Raw genomic sequence first — 16,125 nt, 5'->3', positions numbered from 1 at the left:
GCTGATTTACTTTTGGTAAATCTGATCAAACAAGCCACCATCCGCAAAGAAATTCTTCATAATTTCCGGCCAAGTACCGAATACATCATTGGGGCGGAATGTTTCCACTTTAGGGAAACGGTCAGCGTATTTCGCCAACACTTGCGGATTGCTTGGACGCAGATACAAATCTGCAGCTAAATTTTGACCCTCATCGCTCCACAAATAACCCAAATAAGCCTTAGCCACATCAGTGGTGCCTTTTTTATCGGTCACGGTCGTCACCACTGCTACAGGATTCTCAGCAGCCACCGAATATTTCGGATACACAATTTCAAACTGACCATCACCAAATTGCTTGGACACCACATTGGCTTCATTTTCAAAAGTAATCAGCACATCACCAATCTGACGTTGCACAAAGGTATTGGTGGCCGCGCGACCACCAGATTCCAAGGCTGTCGCATTGCCGAAGAATTGTTTCAAATAGGTTTTGGCCGCATCTTGATTACCGTTATTGGCTTTTAGCGCATAGCCATAAGCCGCCAAGAAAGTATAACGACCATTGCCACCGGTTTTGGGGTTGGTCATCACAATCTGTACCCCAGGTTTGGCCAAATCCGCCCAATCGTGAATGCCTTTGGGGTTGCCTTTGCGCACCAAAAATACCGTAGTACTGGTAAACGGTACGGCATTATCTGGAAAGGCCTTTTGCCAATCTTTGGCCACCAACCCTTTTTGTTCCAACAATTCGATATCGGATGTCTGATTCATGGTCGCAACATCTGCCTGCAATCCATTCGCCACTGCCAAGCTTGTTTGCTGGAGCCACCGTGTGACTGTTGCACACCAATCTGTGCGCCCGGATGTTCCGCTTGGTAATGCTTAATAAAGAGTGGATTAAACTCCTTATAAAAATCGCGCATCACATCATATGAGGCATTTAATAACTCAATTTTTTTACCACCGTCTGCCTGGTTGCCTGAAGCTGACGCCGTCGCTTGTTTTTCACCACCGCACGCACCCAGCATCAATACTGCGGCGGCGGCCAACCCCCAAGTCACCTGCTTCCATGACCCTAATTTTTGTACACGCAACATAACCATTCCTTGGTTTATTTTGATTGAATAATGGAGGCATACTAAAGCGCGGGCCGGTATTTGAGAAAGAATCAAATTTTTTATGCAAAGAAGCCAAAGTTATATACCAACCACACCTTGATTCGCGCACGTCATTCGCCAATCCACGCCATGAGGCCTGTTGCTCAACTCTGTTCAAATAATGCTATAGTTTGCTTACCTTATTGCAAAGCAACATCATCATTCAAATACCTTATCCATAGGACACACACCATGGCCACACCTCATCTGGATCAACACAAAGATGCCCCGCTTTCTGCCGATGTGGCCTTTTTGTCGCAGGCATTACTCAGCATGCTGGCCGACCAATGCGCACCGAAAGTGCAAACGATATTGGCCGAGCTACTCGATGGCGTGGATGCGCAAATCGTGATGGGCGAAGCCATTCCCCAGCTGAATGACGAACAACTAGAAGACCTCATTCGCGCCTGCAGTTTGTTTGCTCAAGTTTTAAACATCGCCGAAGACACCCACCATGAGCGCCGTCGGCGTATTCATGAGATCAGCGATGACGCCCCCAGTCGAGCCAGTTTCGCTCATGTACTCTCCTTATTGCGCACCCAAAACATCAGCGCCCCAGCTATACAAAAAGAGCTCGATCATACCGAAGTGGCCGCCGTTTTAACGGCCCACCCAACCGAAGTACAACGCCAATCCATTCTGCGCTTTCAACGCGAAATTCGCACCATTTTGGAAAAACGCAATCATCTTTCAGGCAGCCGCCATTTAGCAGATATCAAACAACAAACCGAAGCCGTTTTGTTGGCGCTATGGCAAACCAATGAAACTCGACCATTCAAACTGCATGTTGCCGATGAAATCAGTAACGGTGTGGCGTATTTTGATTTGAGCTTTTTTTGCGCGGTACCGGCACTGTATCGCAAACTGCAAAACGAGCTTCGTCAAACATACCCCGATGTTGTATTGCCGGACCTGCTGCACATTGGCGGTTGGATAGGCGGTGATCGCGATGGCAATCCGTTTGTGAGTGCGGATACTTTACATGAAGCATTCAAACAGCAGGCCGATGCCGTGTTTCATTATTATGATCACATGCTCGATGATTTGTATCAGGATTTGCCCTTGTCCACACGCCGCGTCGCCGTCAGCCAAGCGGTCTTGGCACTATCAGCACAATCGCCAGATACCGAGCGTGCTCGTGCCGAAGAGCCTTATCGCCGCGCTATTGCCTACATCATGGCCCGCATGAGCAGTACCGCACAATCGTTCGGAATTACCCTCAATAGCCGCTTTGGCACGTCAACGCCTTACGCCAACGCATCGGCCTTTATGAGCGATCTGCATACCTTACAAGATTCTTTACGCCATCACGGCAGTACCTTACTGGCAGAAGGCTTACTGGCAGATTTGCTGCGGGCCGTTTCCGTTTTTGGATTTTATTTAATGCCTTTGGATTTGCGCCAACATGCAGGCACCCACGCAGCCACGGTGGCCGATTTATTTGCGCATGCCGACTTGGAAGACTATTTGACACTAAGCGAATCGGCCAGACAGCGTGTGCTGCTGCGTGAGCTGGCAACCCAGCGGCCACTATTTAGTCCTTATGTCACTTACACCGAAGACACCCAAAAAGAACTGGCTATTTTTCAGGCAGCCGCCGACATCAAAAATCGTTTTGGTGAAACGGCCATCCGGCAAAGTATTATCTCCAATGCCGAGCAAGTCAGCGATGTTCTGGCGGTGGCGCTACTCTTGAAAGAAACAGGATTATTGTCCGTGCAGCATGGGCAGCCAGCAAGCCGACTCAATATCGTTCCACTGTTTGAGACCATCGAAGCTTTGCAAAACTGCATCGGCGTCATGGATGCCTTGTTTAACTTGCCTTGGTACCGCACACTACTACAAAGCCGCGACCACCTGCAGGAAATCATGCTGGGCTATTCAGACAGCAACAAAGATGGCGGCTATGTAACCAGCCAATGGTCGCTCTATCAAGCTGAAGCGGCACTGGTGGATTTGTATCAGCGACATGGCCTGCGCCTGCGCCTCTTCCATGGTCGTGGTGGCAGCGTAGGACGAGGAGGTGGGCCTTCATTTGATGCCATTCTGGCACAACCTGCGGGCAGTGTGGCTGGCCAAATCCGCATCACTGAACAAGGCGAAGTGATCACCGCCAAATACGCCGACGCCGCCAATGCGGAGCGCAATTTAGAAACTTTAGTCGCTGCCACGCTGGAAGCCAGTTTATTGCCACACAATACCGACGAGCCGGACATGGCCTTAATGCAGCAGCTTTCAGACAAGGCGTTTACACATTATCGTAAGCTCATTACCCATTCAGGCTTTATCGATTATTTTCTACAAACCAGTCCAATTCAGGAAATCGCCAGCCTCAATATAGGCAGCCGCCCAGCCAGTCGCAAGACCTTGGCACGTATTCAAGATTTACGTGCTATCCCTTGGGTGTTTTCATGGACACAAAACCGATTAATGTTGCCCGCTTGGTATGGCTTTGGCAGTGCCGTGGCCGCGCTTTTGCAATCGGATGCCCACAATTTGGCCAAATTGCGTCACATGGCCACCCACAGTGCTTTTTTTAATGCCATGTTGTCCAATATGGAGCAAGTCATGGCCAAAGCCGATTTATCGATTGCCCAAGCTTATGTGGGTTTGGCCTGCGATGACAAAGCTGCTGCCAATATTTTCGTCCTTATTACCGAAGAATTCACTCGCAGCCGCAACGCCTTGCTGGATCTGCTGCAACGCGATACGTTATTGACTGATAACCGTAGTTTGGCGCGCTCACTGGCTTTACGTATGCCGTATTTGAATGCCTTGAATTGGTTACAAGTGCATCTACTGGCCCAACTGCGCGCCCGTCCCCAAGATCAGCACTTACTGCAATTAATTCACCAAACGATTAATGGTGTAGCTCAAGGGTTGCGCAATACTGGCTAAGGGTAGACCACCACCTAGGCTGCCTGAATACCTTCAGGCAGCCTAGAGTATCCATGTTTGCAGAAGGGTTTAAATTTCAACCGGCTACCGAGTGATAAACCCATCAGCGTTCATCCACTTGACTGATTTAAGCCTTTGCCTAGTAGGTTCCATTATACTGGCGTGGCTGTCGTCACCGTTCATGGCAAAGCTGCAATGGATTTGGAGACATAGACGCCAACTGCTATGGCCAGTGTGATGCTTTTCATTTTTACCTGCGTGGCTTCCAGGATTGATGATTTCGAATTACACCACCGCAGTCGACATGGGCTTATTGGTCTAAGTTACATTTAGACCCCATTCAGGCGTCTGTGGCATCAACCAAACCATCTGGCAGTGCCTGCTGGCGAAAACGCACCGATTGAGGATAGGGGAAAAAATCTTCCAGAATGCCGGCTTGTAGGCGTTGCTTTTTCTGCTGCCAAAAAAGAGGCGTAAGCAAATCCCGGTGGTGTTGCAAAAACACTTGGCGCACATCGGGCTCACCCAACAAAAAAGGCCCAAATTCCTCTGGAAATACATCACCCTTGTGCACCGGGTACCATACCTCACCCGACATTTCCATTTCTGGATTGGGGGCTTCGGGAATCTCACGGAAATTACAATCGGTCATGTATTCTATTTCATCGTAATCATAGAAAATCACGCGACCAAAACGAGTCATGCCAAAATTTTTATACAGCATGTCGCCTGGAAAAATATTGGCGGAGGCCAATTCTTTCAGAGCATAACCATAATCAATGACCGCAGCGGCTTTGGCTTCTGCCGCGGCCGATTGCATAAATAAATTGAGCGGTTTCAGCCGATATTCCACATACACGTGTTTAATCACCACCCGCTCATCGCTTTCTTCAATCTGCGATGGGGCCAAAGTGCGCCACTCTGCCAATAAGGCATCATCAATGCGCGCTTTGGGCAAGGCCACATTGGTGTATTCCAAAGTGTCGGCCATGCGCCCCACCCGGTCATGCCGTTTCACCAAGAGGTATTTTTGGCGCACATATTCGCGGTCAAAATCCTTATTCGGACCAAATGTGTCTTTAATCAGCTTAAATACATAGGGAAATGACGGCAAAGTAAACACCGACATCACCAATCCTTTAACGCCCGGTGCCAAAATAAATTGATCGTGCGAATACGCTAAATGCTGGATAAATTCACGGTAAAAAATATTTTTACTCTGTTTTTGCAAACCCAGCATAGTGTATAAATCGGCAGCCGAACGCATCGGCAACATTGACTGCAAAAAGCGCACATATCCAGATGGCACCGGCATATCCACCAAAAAATAGGCGCGCGCAAAAGAAAACATGACGCCAATCTGTTTGGCATCAAACAATGCAGCATCCACCACCAAACCGGCGCTACCATCATCATGCTCCTCATGTACGATGGCAAAGGCAAAAGGATAGCGCATATTGCCATTGATGATTTGTCCAAAAATATAAGCACTCTTGTTGCGATAAAAAGCGCTATTGAGTACCTGCAAATGCAGATTCAAATCAGCCAAAGGCCAATCACCATGCAAATGCGCTCGAGCCGAACGCAGAATATTAACTATGTCGCGACGAAGATTGACAAAAGGAATTTGCCAATTGAAATGCTCTAAAATCCGTTTCAGGCAGCCACGCAAGCCTTGGTTATTGGGGTAAAAAGCTTCAAAAGTATGGGGTTCAGAATCAATGTATTCAGTGGAAATGGCTGGCTTCACAAAAATAAACTGATTGTTGTAATACTGTTTGTCGAGAATTTTGGTAGACACCGAATTAAAGAAAGTCTCTGCCAACTCCGGCTGTTTGTGATTAACCAACATGGCAATGTATTCTGTTTTGGCCAGCGACCACACTTCGTCATTGAGCAAATTGGCCATCACTTCTTGACGCAATACCTGCACTGCCTCTGCAACGCGATCATCATACATTTGGATGCGGTCGGCTACCAATTGCTGTATGCCATGCCAATCAGCAGCTTCAAAGAGCGCTTTCGCCAAACCACTGGCGGCACGAAACATGGTGTAATGCTTATTGAACCCCGCCAAAATAGTGTCGGCTACCAAGCTCGCCTGCTCTGCTTTTAAGCGTGAACTCATGATTTCTCCCCTAAACCACACTGCTTTATTAATTTTGTATTAAGGGGCGATTCGCCTACCCTTCGTATTACCATATCTTTTTTTAACCGTTTGAGCAATCAATGTGATCCAGTTTCAGGCAACCTCTTGTTGAACCCACTGCCATGCTAAGATATCCATGACCACCTTGAAAAAAAAAAACCTTAGCCCCACTTTGAAACGTGAATATTATGTGAAGGACAACACCATGCAACAACCCAACCAACCTGATACACCCCATACTGAAGCTACCCAAGATACCACCACCCAAACCACAGCCGAGATCAATACTGAAAGCCCTTCGTTAGAAAATCTAGAAGGACGCATTGAAGAATTGGAAGGCCAAATTAAAGACGAACAATTGCGTGCTTTGGCGGCAGAACAAAATCTGCGTCGGCGACATCAAGATGAGCTGGAACATGCACACAAATTTGCCGGGCAGAAATTTGCCACGGAAATGCTGCCAGTAAAAGACTATCTGGAAATGGCCTTGCAAGATCAGAGCGGCAACTTTGACGCATTGAAAATGGGTGTGCAAATGACCCTCAACGAGCTACAAAAGGCCTTCGACAATACACATATCAGCGAAATCAACCCGCAACCAGGCGATAAATTGGATCCACATCAGCACCAAGCCTTACAATCCGTAGCCAGCGACCAGGCGCCCAACACCATCGTCAATGTGATGAAAAAAGGATATGCTTTGTCTGACCGCATTCTTCGCCCTGCGATGGTCACTGTCGCCAAACAACCAGACGCCGAATAAGTAATAGTCTATTCAATACAGCCCAACAAAAAACCGTTGCTCAAAGCAACGGTTTTTTGTTGGTTATGATTCATAAGCACAGATGGCCACCCAAGGTATATGCACATTAGGCCTGCTTTTCCTGCTTCAACCACGATGCCAAAATCGACAACAACAAGGCACTGAATACCACCAATAATGAAATATGGGTAGGAATATGGTACCAACCAGCGATCAGCATTTTCACACCGATGAACGTCAGCACAAACGCCAAGCCAAATTTTAGATATGTGAATTTTTCCACCACATTGGCCAACAGGAAATACATAGCCCGCAAACCCAACACAGCAAAAATATTAGATGTCAGCACAATAAACGGATCAGTGGTCACCGCAAATACCGCCGGAATACTGTCGACCGCAAACACCACATCACTTAATTCCACCACGATCAACACCAACAGCAAAGGTGTACCCACGCGTTTGCCGTTTTCAATAGTGAAGAATTTTTCTTTATCAAAATTCTTGCTGATGTGGATGTGCCGAGTAAGCCACTTCACTGCGGGGTTTTCACCAAAATCGGCAGGCTCGCCTTTTTCAGGCAACATCATCTTGATGCCGCTGTATACCAAGAACACTCCAAATAGATACAAAACCCATTCAAACTCACTCACCAGTACCGCGCCCAACCACACCATAATCGCGCGCAATACAATGGCACCCAATACGCCATACAATAAAACTCTATGCTGATAAGCAGCGGGCACTTTGAAATAGCTGAAAATTAATACAAATACAAAAATATTGTCGACCGCCAGTGATTTTTCCAATACATAGCCAGTCAAATATGCCAATACCTTATCCTTAGCCACCACAGGGCCAACCTGCGGATTGCCCGCCAATTCGAAATACAGCCACACGGCAAAAGCCAATGAAACCGTGACCCAAACGATGCTCCACAGTAAGGCTTCTTTGGTACTCACCTTGTGCACGCCTTCTTTTTTCAAAGTAAGCATGTCTATGACAATCATCAATAAAACCACTGCGAAAAACACAGCGTAAAACAAAGGCGTCCCAACTGACGTGATATGGGGGTGTGGCATTTTGTATTCCAAACCTTCCTAAATATGAAAATCGACAATAAAAAAGACTGCATCTTAGCAGTCTTTTCATTGCGGAAATATCGCCATTTACAATAATTAGCGTTTAAACATATTGCCGTATTTTTGATTGAATTTATCCACACGACCAGCTGAATCGACGATTTTCTGTTTGCCTGTGTAAAACGGATGGCAAGCAGAACACACTTCAACGCTGAAAGTGTCTTTGTCCATGGCAGATTTGGTCACAAATGTGTTGCCGCATGAGCAAGTCACGGTCACATCATGATAGTTTGGTTGAATGTCTTTTTTCATGTCTTTGTCCTTTAGTCAGCGGGCACAGGGGTTTTGCCTATGCTTCTTAAACGGTTTAACCGAATCTGTGAATTATACGCTTTAATTTTGGGAAAGCAAGCAATTACATACACACTCGAATTAGGCTCGACGCCATGTGGTGCCTTGCGGCCCATCTTCCAAAACCACGCCGCTCTGGGTTAACTCATCCCGAATGCGGTCAGATTCCGCCCAGTTTTTCTCCGCGCGAGCTTGTCGCCGTGCAATAATTAAATCTTCAATTGCCTCATTGCTCAGCCCTGTCGCAGACGTAGCGGTGCCGCCTTGTAAAAAATCTTCGGCATCGCGCTGCAACAGACCCAGTAAACCACCCAAGGCGTTCAGGCAGCCTGCCAATTGTGCATCATGATTTTTGTTGACTTCATTAGCCAATTCAAACAATACGGCCACAGCCTCTACTGTATTGAAATCATCGTTCATGGCAGCAAAAAAGCGCTGGGTATAGGCATTGGTATCCGCAGAAACCACAACTGGATCAGCTGGTGTGTTTTTTAAAGCGGTGTAGAGGCGTGTCAACGCGCCTTTGGCATCGGTCAAATGGGCGTCAGAATAATTTAACGGGCTACGGTAATGCGCCCTCAAGATGAAAAAGCGCACGACTTCTGCATCATATTGTGTCAACACGTCGCGTATGGTGAAAAAATTGCCCAACGATTTTGACATTTTTTCATTATCAACGCGTATAAAACCATTGTGTAGCCAATATTTAACATGACTTTCAATGTGTTTTTTGGGATCGCAGCAAGCATGGCCATGACCTTCTGCACCACAACTTTGGGCAATTTCATTTTCATGGTGGGGAAACTGCAAATCTGCACCACCACCATGGATGTCAAATTCGGCCCCCAATAACTCTCGGCTCATGGCAGAGCATTCGATGTGCCAGCCCGGCCGCCCTAGTCCCCAAGGACTTTCCCAAGAAGGTTCACCTGGTTTAGCGGCTTTCCACAACACAAAATCGAGCGGGTCACGCTTGAACTTATCCACGCCAACACGCTCACCCGCACGCAAATCATCCAAACTTTTGCCACTGAGTTGGCCATATGCCGAAAACTCTCGAACCGCATAATACACATCACCATTTTCTGCCGCATAAGCCTTACCGTTGGCAATAATGCTTTCAATCAATGCAATCATCTGTGGGATATAATGGGTTGCTCGCGGCTCTTCGTCAGGACGGATGACGCCCAATGCATCGGCATCTTCGTGCATGGCTTGGATGAAAAAATCGGTCAATTCGCCAATACTGATGCCACGTTCATGCGCTCGTGCGATGATCTTATCGTCGATGTCAGTGATGTTGCGAACATAGTTCAGTGGATAACCCAATGCACGCAGCCACCTGGCAACCATATCAAACACCACCATCACACGTGCATGCCCTAAGTGACAGTAATCATAGACCGTCATCCCACACACATACATGCGCACCCGAGTAGGATCAATGGGCACAAATGGCTGTTTGTCACGGGTCAACGTGTTGTATAGGTGAAGCATGGTGTTCTCGCAAGTGGTGTTGATTCAAAATACCGTTTTAGAAATTCAGCATTGCCTAGGTATTCAATATTTAAGGTTGAAACTGCGTGTTTCATCCCCATTAAAATAAACGAATAGTTAAATGGTTAAGCTGGCATGTCATACTCATTTCATCAATGCCATTCATCATTTTAATATACCGTGTGCGACTGCCGCAAAACTAATTATGGTTGATCCCAAAGCTGCTACAGCAAGCTAATGGCCAACATAGCGAAAATCAATCAGCTTGGCGGTGGTTTTAAACTAGAATACACACATTGATTCAGTGGCAGCCGCCTCGGTTGTCGTTATTTTTAAACATGTTTTAGGAGACTATCATGGCTGTATTGGTAAATAAACCCGCTCCGTTTTTCCACGACACTGACAAAAAATTCGGTGCTGTATTGCCCACTGGCGAAGTGGTAGATAACTTTAACTTTGCGACTGCTGCCAAGGGCAAATACGCAGTATTGTTCTTCTATCCAATGGATTTCACTTTTGTGTGTCCGTCTGAAATTATTGCGCATGATCACCGTATCGAAGAATTCAAAAAACGCAATGTAGAAGTATTCTCTGTATCCATCGATAACCAATTCACTCATGCTGCATGGCGCAATACCCCCGTAAATGAAGGTGGTATTGGTCAAGTTAAATTTACCATGGTGGCTGACGTAAACCATGACATCGTGAAAGCCTATGATGTTGAAAGTTCTGAGGGCCCTGCTTTCCGTGGCTCATTCTTGATCGATAAAGATGGCGTGGTACAACACGAAGTAGTCAACAACATGCCTTTGGGTCGTAATGTTGATGAAATGCTGCGCATGGTGGATGCTTTGCAATTTACCGAACAATACGGTGAAGTATGTCCTGCCGGCTGGAAACACGGTGATAAAGGCATGAAACCGAGCACTGAAGGCGTAGCCTCTTACTTGGCTGCCGATGGCGACAAACTGTGATTAATATTGCTTAATGTTGCACAGACAAAACCGCAGTGGACGCTGCGGTTTTTTTTGCATTGCGTCTTTTCAAGCGCAATGTCCTGCCCTATAGTATGCACGCATAGGACAACACCGATCATCATGATGCATGATGATGCCTTGTTCGTATAATTATCTCCTAATGAAAGGAATGATCATGAAACTGATGAAACCGCTGGCTATTCTGTCTGCTTCGGCAGCATTGGTACTCACAGGCTGCGTTACCGACCCCACTACAGGTCAACAACACGTCAGTAAAACTGCCATGTATGCCTGGGTGCTGCTGCAACATGCGGCATCGTAGGCGCACTTACGCATGGCAGTAAAGGTGCGCGTAATTCTGCCTTGGCTTGTGGTGCCGTGGGTGCTGGCGTGGGTGGTTATATGGACTACCAAGAAAAATTATTACGGGATAAATTGGCCAATACTCAGGTACAAGTGAACCGTGTTGGTGATCAAATTAAATTGGTAATGCCTGAAAACATCACTTTCGCTACCAACAGTGCCCAACTCAGCGGCGCTGCCTCATCTTCATTGACTTCGGTAGCTGAAGTCTTGTCTACTTACACCGACACGACCATTACTGTTGGTGGCTATACCGACAACACCGGCAATGACAGCATCAATATTCCGTTGTCACAACGCCGCGCTCAATCCGTGGCTGGCTTCCTGACAGCTCGCGGCGTGGCCAGCAACCGCATGAATGCAGTCGGCTATGGCGCTGCCAATCCAGTAGCCACCAATGCGAATGCCGAAGGCCGCGCGAAAAATCGCCGCGTGGAAATCACCATCAATCCGGTACAGAATGCTTCATAAAACTAAGTGCGTTAAAAGGCTGCCTGAAACATTTCAGGCAGCCTTTTTTATGATCATATTACCTTGTTTTACAGCATAGCCATCAAATCAATATGTCCAATCAAGCAACAAAACAGCCCACTCATATCCACCTTTGTTTCACTGGAATGAGCCTTAAAAAAAGACGCTCCACAATGAAGCGCCTTTTTGATTTTAAGCCTCTAATCGATGATGCAATTTTTGTTGCTTCTCAATCCGTTTATTGATGTACCACTGCTGCGCGATGGTCAAAATATTGTTGGTCAACCAATATAAAACCAAGCCTGCCGGGAAGAAGAAGAACATCACCGAAAAAGCCACGGGCATGATTTTCATCATTTTGGCCTGCATCGGATCGGGTGGCGGTGGATTCAGGTGCGTTTGGATGTACATGGTGACCGCCATCAAAATCGGCAATACATAATAAGGATCTTGACGGCCCAAGTCGGTAATCCAACCAATCCAAGGTGCTTGGCGCAACTCTACTGAGGCAAACAAAGCCCAATACAAACCAATAAACACGGGAATTTGCAGCAACATGGGTAAACAGCCACCCAAAGGATTGATTTTTTCCTTTTTATACATGGCCATCATTTCTTGCTGCAACTTCATGCGGTCATCGCCAAATTGCTCTTTTAAAGCCTGCAAGCGCGGCGCTACCGCACGCATCTTAGCCATGGATTTATAAGATGCATTGGTCAGGGGGAACAGTACCGCTTTCACAGTTAACGTCAGCAAAACAATGGCCCAACCCCAGTTACCCACCAATTCATGCCATTTATTCAACAGCCAAAACAGTGGGGTGGCAAATAACGACGTCTTGCCATAATCCTTAATCAACTGCAAATGATCCGCAACTTGCGTCACCACAGAATACTCTTGAGGACCGGCATACAATTCCACTGGGAAATTGAGCGTGGCATTGGGTGCAATGGTGGGCAAAGGCACGCGCATACCTGCAGAATAGAGACCATCTGTGCGTTTGCGTACATCCAACTGGCAAGCACCATCACGACAAATACTCTGAGCACCTTTCGGCTGGATAATCCAAGTTGCCATAAAGTAGTGCTGAGTCATCCCAATCCAACCAGAGTCGGTTTTGCGCACATAGTCGGCTTGGTCACGCCCAGACGTATAATCCCCATCCAAATCGCCAAAACTAACTTTTTGAAATTTGCCTTCAGGGGTATAAACCACCGGACCTGTGTATGTATGATCGAAATAACCACTACCATCCGGCTCTTTACCATCGCGTAACACGCGATACGCCGCGTCCAACTGTAAAGGTTGGCTGGTCTTATTGGCCACATCATAGCGCACATCAATCAAATAGCTGCCTTTGGTAAAGGTGTATATTTTGCTGACTTCAATGCCATTGGTCGGCGGTGCAGTGAGACGGACTTCAACCTTGTCACCATTAAGCGTGTACTGTTTCTGAGGTGCAGTAAACGCCACATCTTTAAACAAATAATCACCTTGGCGGTTGAGAAGTGCCGTTTGCGCCATGTATTTGTAATTTTGACTGTTATCAAACAGAACAAAAGGTTTGCTGGCATCACTGGTGGCATTGAATTTCAACAGCACCAATTGGCGTAAATCACCCGTTTTCTCGTCAATAGTGGCCTTCAAGGTATCGGTGGTCACAACAATAGGCTGCTGCGAACCGCCCACGGCAGTTTCAGCTGTGGGGGTAACGGCAGTAGTGGCTCCGCTCTGTGGCTGACTGGCTTGTTGCGTTTGTGCGGCAGTCTGAGCATCAGGCTTGGGCGTAGGGAAAAAATATTCCCAACCCAGCAAAATCGCCATTGCCAGCGCAAAAAACATCAATAGTTTTTTCGATTCCATGGTGTTTTCCGAGTATCGATTAAGGAACAGGATCGTGCCCACTGCCGCCAAATGGATGACAGCGACAAATCCGTTTTAATGCTAGCCAACCGCCTTTAATGGCACCATATTTCTGTAGGGCTTCCACCGCATACTGGGAGCATGTTGGCGTATAGCGGCAGCGTGGTGGCAACATTGGACTGATGACATATTGGTAAAAACGCACCAGCATCAATAATATATTTCGCAGCATGCAAGTAGCTTCAGCGCAGTAAATCGCTCATGATTCGCCGCACCGCCTCCGCATCTTTGGCGGTAAAAGGCTGGCGCACACGAACCACGTAATCCCGTGGCAACAATGCCTGCTTGTGACAACGAAACCACTCCCGTACTACACGTTTCATGTAATTGCGGCGATTGGCTCGTTTGGCGGTTTTTTTGCCAACCACTACACCTAAGCGAGGATAATCCAAACCCTTATCTGCTTGTAACACATGCAAGCAGCCTCGGCTTCTCTGCTGGCGCAAAGCAAAAACGGATGAAAAATCATCCGTTTTTAAAAGACGATAGCGTTTACCAAAACGACAATCTGCCATTACACAGCTAAACGCTTGCGGCCTTTAGCGCGGCGAGCAGCCAAAACGGCGCGGCCACCACGGGTTTTGCTGCGAACCAAAAAGCCATGGGTGCGTTTGCGACGGGTAACAGACGGTTGATAAGTGCGTTTCATGGTGATTCCTAAAATTCTACTTTAAATAAACGCGGCATTACACCGCAAACAGGCTGTTTTGTCAATAAATATAATCCACTTGCGTAGACATTCGTGCACATTATCACCCTGACAGATACCATTATATTTGCGTATAATCGCACCCTTGCCATTGGCGTTGATGGGTCTTACTGTATATTGAACCATCGCCTAATAAATACCACCTTATTCTCCAGTTCAGGTAAAGCCTAATCAGTATGACCGTTGCAGAATTTTGGCCACAGTGCCTGTTAATACTCAAACAACGCTTATCTTCACAGCAGTTCCAAATGTGGATTGCTCCTTTGACCATCGTCGAAAATACGCAAGATGGGCAATGGGTGGTGTTGGCGCGCAACGCCTTTACCTTTAACTATGTACGTGACCGCTTTTGGTCTCTCATAGTCGAAACCGCTACAAAATTGGCCGGTGAAAATACAGCAGCACAGCTGGTTTTGCGCATAGGCCAAGGGCAATCCATTCAGGCAACCCATTCAAACAAAACAGCGGCGACACCATCGACAGCAGCAATACAACCAGCTCCACCACAGCCACAGCTTGGTAATGACGCCGAGGTCGGCCCATCGGTGAAACCCACTGATCCATTAATAACAGAACAGCCATCCCGATCCAAAAAAGAATCGGCTCAAGACATCATTGCCAAGCGATTACACGACCATAACCATCCCGCAGCCAATAACACAATTGCAGCAACTGCAACCGCGCAGACTACCAACGAAGCGGCCAAGCAATCTATGCATAACCCTGCATTGCCGGATGGTGAAATCAAGCAACAACAACGCTACAAAGACACCAATCTCAATCCTGAACACACCTTTGCCACTTTAGTACAAGGCAAAGGCAATCGAATGGCCCATGCGGCTGCGCTCTCGATTGCCGAAACGCCTGGCAACAGCATGTATAACCCTTTTTTCGTTTATGGCAGCACTGGACTGGGTAAAACCCATTTGGTGCAAGCCATCGGCAACCAGCTATTTCAAAGCAACAAGAAAGCACGCATCCGTTACATTCATGCAGATGAATTTATCCGCGGCATCATGAATGCGTTCCGCGCCAAATCATTTGATGCCATGCGGCAGCAATACCAACAGGTCGATTTATTGATATTGGACGATGTTCAGTTTATTGCCGACAAAGAGCGAACGATGGAAGAGTTCTTCTATGTCTACAACCACCTGATTGATGGCAAAAAACAGGTTATTTTGACGTGTGACCGCCTGCCCAGCCACATTGATGGCATGGACGACCGCCTAAAATCACGCTTTTCTTGGGGGCTTACCTTAGAGCTGGAACCGCCAGAATTGGAAATGCGCGTTGCTATTTTGCAGAAAAAAGCCGAATTAGCCCATGTGGAATTAGAAGAGGATGCCGCTTTTTTCATTGCCAAACACATTCGCAGCAATGTGCGTGAGCTAGAGGGTGCCTTCAAACGCGTAGCCGCTCAAAGCAAATTTGCCAAACGTCGCATTGATGTCGGCTTAGCCACTGAAGCTTTACAGGATATTTTAGCCGTCAATCACAAACCCATGACGTTGGAACACATTCAAAATACCGTGTCCAAATTCTACGGCATCACCATCAGTGATATGATGAGCAAAAAGCGCACGCGTAATTTGGCCCGCCCGCGACAAATGGCCATGACGTTAGCCAAAGAACTCACCAACCTGAGTCTGCCCGCCATTGGCAGCGGCTTTGGCGGACGCGATCACACCACGGTGATGCACGCCGTGAAAAGCATTGGTAAACTGCGCAAAGATGACGCGGAAACCGCTAAAGCATATGACACTTTGATAATGATATTGCGTGATTAACGTATTGCCCGAGG

The 16,125-nt window shown here is 47.2% G+C and carries 12 protein-coding genes and 2 pseudogenes; 5 read left to right on the top strand and 9 right to left on the bottom strand.

Translation table 11 applies throughout. The features are described from left to right. Window positions 1-6: 6 nt before the first annotated feature. Window positions 7-1,079 (bottom strand): annotated as a pseudogene (locus A2F46_RS05175) (sulfate ABC transporter substrate-binding protein). A gap of 252 nt (window positions 1,080-1,331) precedes the next feature. Here A2F46_RS05175 and ppc point away from each other — a divergent pair. Beyond that, window positions 1,332-4,037, top strand: coding sequence for a phosphoenolpyruvate carboxylase (gene ppc, locus A2F46_RS05170; protein WP_066567594.1), 2,706 nt, complete (start codon window positions 1,332-1,334; stop codon window positions 4,035-4,037). A gap of 340 nt (window positions 4,038-4,377) precedes the next feature. On the opposite strand, the gene aceK is transcribed toward ppc, so the two are convergent. Next, the gene (gene aceK, locus A2F46_RS05165; RefSeq protein ID WP_066567587.1) at window positions 4,378-6,165 is read right to left on the bottom strand and encodes a bifunctional isocitrate dehydrogenase kinase/phosphatase; all 1,788 of its coding nucleotides are present in this window, start codon (window positions 6,163-6,165) and stop codon (window positions 4,378-4,380) included. Between the two features lie 226 nt (window positions 6,166-6,391). On the opposite strand from aceK, the gene grpE reads away from it, so the two are divergent. Beyond that, window positions 6,392-6,949 carry a nucleotide exchange factor GrpE gene (gene grpE, locus A2F46_RS05160; RefSeq protein ID WP_066567772.1) on the top strand — a complete coding sequence of 186 codons (558 nt, stop codon included), beginning with the start codon at window positions 6,392-6,394 and terminating at the stop codon, window positions 6,947-6,949. Window positions 6,950-7,055: 106 nt separating this feature from the next. Here grpE and A2F46_RS05155 read toward each other — a convergent pair whose 3' ends face one another. From A2F46_RS05155 to cysS, 3 genes are all read right to left on the bottom strand, one after another. Further along, window positions 7,056-8,030, bottom strand: coding sequence for a TerC family protein (locus tag A2F46_RS05155; protein ID WP_066567585.1), 975 nt, complete (start codon window positions 8,028-8,030; stop codon window positions 7,056-7,058). Between the two features lie 96 nt (window positions 8,031-8,126). After that, window positions 8,127-8,342 (bottom strand): 50S ribosomal protein L31, encoded by a 216-nt coding sequence (gene rpmE / locus A2F46_RS05150; RefSeq protein WP_066567582.1) that lies wholly within the window; start codon window positions 8,340-8,342, stop codon window positions 8,127-8,129. A 120-nt stretch (window positions 8,343-8,462) separates the two neighbouring features. After that, window positions 8,463-9,878 (bottom strand): cysteine--tRNA ligase, encoded by a 1,416-nt coding sequence (cysS, locus tag A2F46_RS05145; RefSeq protein WP_066567579.1) that lies wholly within the window; start codon window positions 9,876-9,878, stop codon window positions 8,463-8,465. 356 nt (window positions 9,879-10,234) lie between these two features. On the opposite strand from cysS, the gene A2F46_RS05140 reads away from it, so the two are divergent. Continuing rightward, window positions 10,235-10,852 carry a peroxiredoxin gene (locus A2F46_RS05140; RefSeq protein WP_066567576.1) on the top strand — a complete coding sequence of 206 codons (618 nt, stop codon included), beginning with the start codon at window positions 10,235-10,237 and terminating at the stop codon, window positions 10,850-10,852. Between the two features lie 178 nt (window positions 10,853-11,030). Further along, a pseudogene (locus A2F46_RS13345) lies at window positions 11,031-11,689 on the top strand (OmpA family protein). Window positions 11,690-11,881: 192 nt separating this feature from the next. On the opposite strand, the gene yidC reads toward A2F46_RS13345, so the two are convergent. From yidC to rpmH, 4 genes are read right to left on the bottom strand one after another with little or no spacing between them, the layout of a single operon-like run. Continuing rightward, entirely contained in the window at window positions 11,882-13,552 is a 1,671-nt protein-coding gene (yidC, locus tag A2F46_RS05130; protein ID WP_066567574.1) for a membrane protein insertase YidC, read from the bottom strand. Window positions 13,553-13,571: 19 nt separating this feature from the next. Then, window positions 13,572-13,784 carry a membrane protein insertion efficiency factor YidD gene (gene yidD, locus A2F46_RS05125; protein WP_066567573.1) on the bottom strand — a complete coding sequence of 71 codons (213 nt, stop codon included), beginning with the start codon at window positions 13,782-13,784 and terminating at the stop codon, window positions 13,572-13,574. Between the two features lie 10 nt (window positions 13,785-13,794). Next, window positions 13,795-14,127, bottom strand: coding sequence for a ribonuclease P protein component (gene rnpA, locus A2F46_RS05120; protein WP_066567572.1), 333 nt, complete (start codon window positions 14,125-14,127; stop codon window positions 13,795-13,797). Further along, window positions 14,127-14,261, bottom strand: coding sequence for a 50S ribosomal protein L34 (gene rpmH, locus A2F46_RS05115; RefSeq protein ID WP_004283944.1), 135 nt, complete (start codon window positions 14,259-14,261; stop codon window positions 14,127-14,129). Before rpmH ends, rnpA begins: the two co-directional genes overlap by 1 nt. 236 nt (window positions 14,262-14,497) lie before the next feature. On the opposite strand from rpmH, the gene dnaA reads away from it, so the two are divergent. Then, window positions 14,498-16,111, top strand: coding sequence for a chromosomal replication initiator protein DnaA (dnaA, locus tag A2F46_RS05110; RefSeq protein ID WP_066567571.1), 1,614 nt, complete (start codon window positions 14,498-14,500; stop codon window positions 16,109-16,111). Window positions 16,112-16,125 lie beyond the last annotated feature (14 nt).

The sequence above is a fragment of the Snodgrassella sp. CFCC 13594 genome (genome assembly GCF_001590725.1).
GTDB lineage: Bacteria > Pseudomonadota > Gammaproteobacteria > Burkholderiales > Neisseriaceae > Snodgrassella.
The sequence above is the reverse complement of the archived record's forward strand: the minus strand, read 5'-3'. Positions and strand labels throughout refer to the sequence as shown.

Coding starts and splice junctions, on each gene's coding strand:
- yidC (WP_066567574.1), bottom strand. CDS start 13,552: ATGGAATCGAAAAAACTATTGATGTTTTTTGCGCTGGCAATGGCGATT.
- A2F46_RS05155 (WP_066567585.1), bottom strand. CDS start 8,030: ATGCCACACCCCCATATCACGTCAGTTGGGACGCCTTTGTTTTACGCT.
- aceK (WP_066567587.1), bottom strand. CDS start 6,165: ATGAGTTCACGCTTAAAAGCAGAGCAGGCGAGCTTGGTAGCCGACACT.
- dnaA (WP_066567571.1), top strand. CDS start 14,498: ATGACCGTTGCAGAATTTTGGCCACAGTGCCTGTTAATACTCAAACAA.
- ppc (WP_066567594.1), top strand. CDS start 1,332: ATGGCCACACCTCATCTGGATCAACACAAAGATGCCCCGCTTTCTGCC.
- rnpA (WP_066567572.1), bottom strand. CDS start 14,127: ATGGCAGATTGTCGTTTTGGTAAACGCTATCGTCTTTTAAAAACGGAT.
- grpE (WP_066567772.1), top strand. CDS start 6,392: ATGCAACAACCCAACCAACCTGATACACCCCATACTGAAGCTACCCAA.
- cysS (WP_066567579.1), bottom strand. CDS start 9,878: ATGCTTCACCTATACAACACGTTGACCCGTGACAAACAGCCATTTGTG.
- yidD (WP_066567573.1), bottom strand. CDS start 13,784: ATGCTGCGAAATATATTATTGATGCTGGTGCGTTTTTACCAATATGTC.
- A2F46_RS05140 (WP_066567576.1), top strand. CDS start 10,235: ATGGCTGTATTGGTAAATAAACCCGCTCCGTTTTTCCACGACACTGAC.
- rpmE (WP_066567582.1), bottom strand. CDS start 8,342: ATGAAAAAAGACATTCAACCAAACTATCATGATGTGACCGTGACTTGC.
- rpmH (WP_004283944.1), bottom strand. CDS start 14,261: ATGAAACGCACTTATCAACCGTCTGTTACCCGTCGCAAACGCACCCAT.